The 2,200-nt window shown below is 64.5% G+C and carries 3 protein-coding genes; 1 reads left to right on the top strand and 2 read right to left on the bottom strand.

What is annotated here, in order from left to right; translation table 11 throughout:
* Positions 1–187: 187 nt before the first annotated feature.
* Entirely contained in the window at positions 188–394 is a 207-nt protein-coding gene (locus EN964_RS32405; protein WP_127269270.1) for a hypothetical protein, read from the bottom strand.
* Between the two features lie 308 nt (positions 395–702).
* On the opposite strand from EN964_RS32405, the gene EN964_RS32400 reads away from it, so the two are divergent.
* Positions 703–1,416, top strand: a complete 714-nt coding sequence (locus EN964_RS32400) for a 3-keto-5-aminohexanoate cleavage protein (protein WP_127269269.1) — start codon at positions 703–705, stop codon at positions 1,414–1,416.
* Here EN964_RS32400 and EN964_RS32395 read toward each other — a convergent pair.
* Positions 1,413–2,200 (bottom strand): serine hydrolase (locus EN964_RS32395; RefSeq protein WP_164776214.1); only part of this gene is annotated, 788 nt, incomplete at its 5' end. The two genes, EN964_RS32400 and EN964_RS32395, sit on opposite strands and share 4 nt — an antisense overlap.

The following is a 2,200-nucleotide window of genomic DNA, read 5'->3' as shown; positions in this document are numbered from 1 at the left end:
GCAGGACACGCTGGCCATGTTGAGCGACATGGGCGTCGCCTTCGGCCAGGGATTTTTGCTGCACCGGCCAGAGCCGCTGGAACGAATTGTCGCGCGTGCGACCAAGGGAGCGACGGCCCGCAAGGCATCGTGATCCGGGTGCGGCGAGTTTCAGGCCAGGCCGAACTGACCTGAAACTCGCCGCATTCTATCCGGTTCGCCGCGCCGTCGATTGCGGAAACTCCAGCACTCCAGCCTCGGGTCGCCTGTGCTGCGCTTCCGTCACCGCTTCGATCAACAGATCGAGCGCTTCACAGGCCGCGCGACTCGTCTCGTCGTTGCCTTGCAGATAATGATAGGCTCGTTCGAGGTGGATGCGGGCGGCTGAAAAATCGCTGGTCAATGGTCCCTCCATGATCCCGCCCTAGAAGACCTTGCCGGAGACGAGGGAACGCCGGGTAAATATCCACAAGCGGCTTTTATTCAAATGCCGCCGAATGTTGCGGGGAGGCGCGCGGCGTTGATGCTGCCAATCTCCCCCCGTGGGGGAGATGTCCGGCAGGATAAAGGGGGGCGCTGTCCTGCCGACCTGAACAATCAGATTTTCGATCTGTTTCGCAGCCTGCACGCTTGATGAGATTGAAGATCTCCCCCACACGGGGGAGATTGGCGGCTTCACCGCCGCGTGATTAGACTGTCAACTTCCTGCGCAAGGTGAGACCGATGATCGTCCAGGCCTGCATCAACGGCGCGCGCGTGCGCGATTTCCACCCGAAGCTGCCGCTGACTGCCGAGGCAATGGCCAGCGATGCGGCAGCCTGCGTCGCCGCTGGAGCGGCCGAACTGCACATCCATCCGCGCGGCACTGACGGGCGCGAAAGCCTGGCAGCCGTCGACGCCACCGTGCTGGCGGTGCGCCGGACCTGCCCGGGAACACTGGTCGGCGTGTCGACCGGCGCCTGGATCGAGAACGACGTCGAGCGGACCCGCACGGCGATCGCCGGCTGGCGAGACCTGCCCGACTATGCTTCGGTCAACCTGTCCGAACCGGATGCGCCCGCCGTGATGGAACTGCTGCGCCAGCGTGGTGTCGGCATCGAGGCGGGGCTTGCCGTCGTCGCCGATGCCGAGCGCTTCGTAGCGCTTCCCGGCCACGACCAGGTGCTGCGCATTCTGATCGAGATCGACATCCCGGACCTGTCCGCTGCACTCGACGAAGCGCATGGCATCGTCGCCGTGCTCGAGCGCGCCGGGGTACGGCGGCCGATCCTGCTGCATGGCGTCGATGCAACTGTCTGGCCCTTCGTCAAGGTTGCGCATCGCAAGCGCTGGTCGACACGGGTCGGTCTGGAAGACGGCAATACGCTCGCCGATGGAACTGTGGCGAAGGACAACGCGGCGATCATCGCTGCCGCCGTGGCGATCTTTCGCGGCTAGTTTTCCAGAATGATCCTGATCGCCTTATCGACCACCGGATGGAGGCCACTGGCCTGGAAGGACAGCCGGTTGCCGGAGCCGACATTGCTGGTCATGGCGATGGTCAGGCCGGACAGCGGGTCGTGCAGCATCACGGCGACGTAGCCGGGGATGCTGCCCTGGTGGCCGTAGAAGGCGCGATCGGCGTAGGCGCTCTGGAACATGCCGGCGCCGGTCTCGCGCATGCGTGTGCCAGGGAAACTTGCCGGCACGCGGTGTTCGAACATCTCGGCGAAGAACGGCGGCGACAGCAGCTTTCCGGAAAAGAGACCACGCATGAAGCTCACCATATCGGACGGCGTCGACACCATGTCGCCGCAGCCATAAGCGGCGCCGAACGGGAAGGAATCGGAGGAATCCTGCAAGTCGTCGGAGTAGGGCAGCACGCCATCCATGCGCCACATCTCGCCGCCCGAGGCGATGTCGGTGGGCGCATTCGCTGGCGGCGGGGGGCGGTGGTAGTAACCACGCACCATCGACTTTTCCGGAAAGGCTTCGGTGGCCGGCGACCAGGTGTTTGTCAGGCCGAGCGGGTGCAGCACCGCGCTTCTGACATAACCGCCCAGCGACTGGCCGGAGACAGCCTCGATCACCATGCCGGCCAGAACATAGCCGGTGTTGTTGTAGACGGCGGGCCCGCCCGGCGCCTTCTGCTTGTCGGAAACGAAGGCTATGTCGACCAGCTGTTGCGGCGTCCATTGCCGGCTCGGATCCATCGGAATGTAATATTCGAACTCGGGCAGGC

The sequence above is a fragment of the Mesorhizobium sp. M7A.F.Ca.CA.001.10.2.1 genome (assembly GCF_003998575.1).
Taxonomy (GTDB): Bacteria; Pseudomonadota; Alphaproteobacteria; order Rhizobiales; family Rhizobiaceae; genus Mesorhizobium.
This window is presented reverse-complemented; position numbering and strand designations above follow the sequence as displayed.

Bases quoted from the DNA above. Each gene is read 5' to 3' on its own strand.
- EN964_RS32405 (WP_127269270.1), bottom strand. From the start codon at position 394: ATGGAGGGACCATTGACCAGCGATTTTTCAGCCGCCCGCATCCACCTC.
- EN964_RS32400 (WP_127269269.1), top strand. From the start codon at position 703: ATGATCGTCCAGGCCTGCATCAACGGCGCGCGCGTGCGCGATTTCCAC.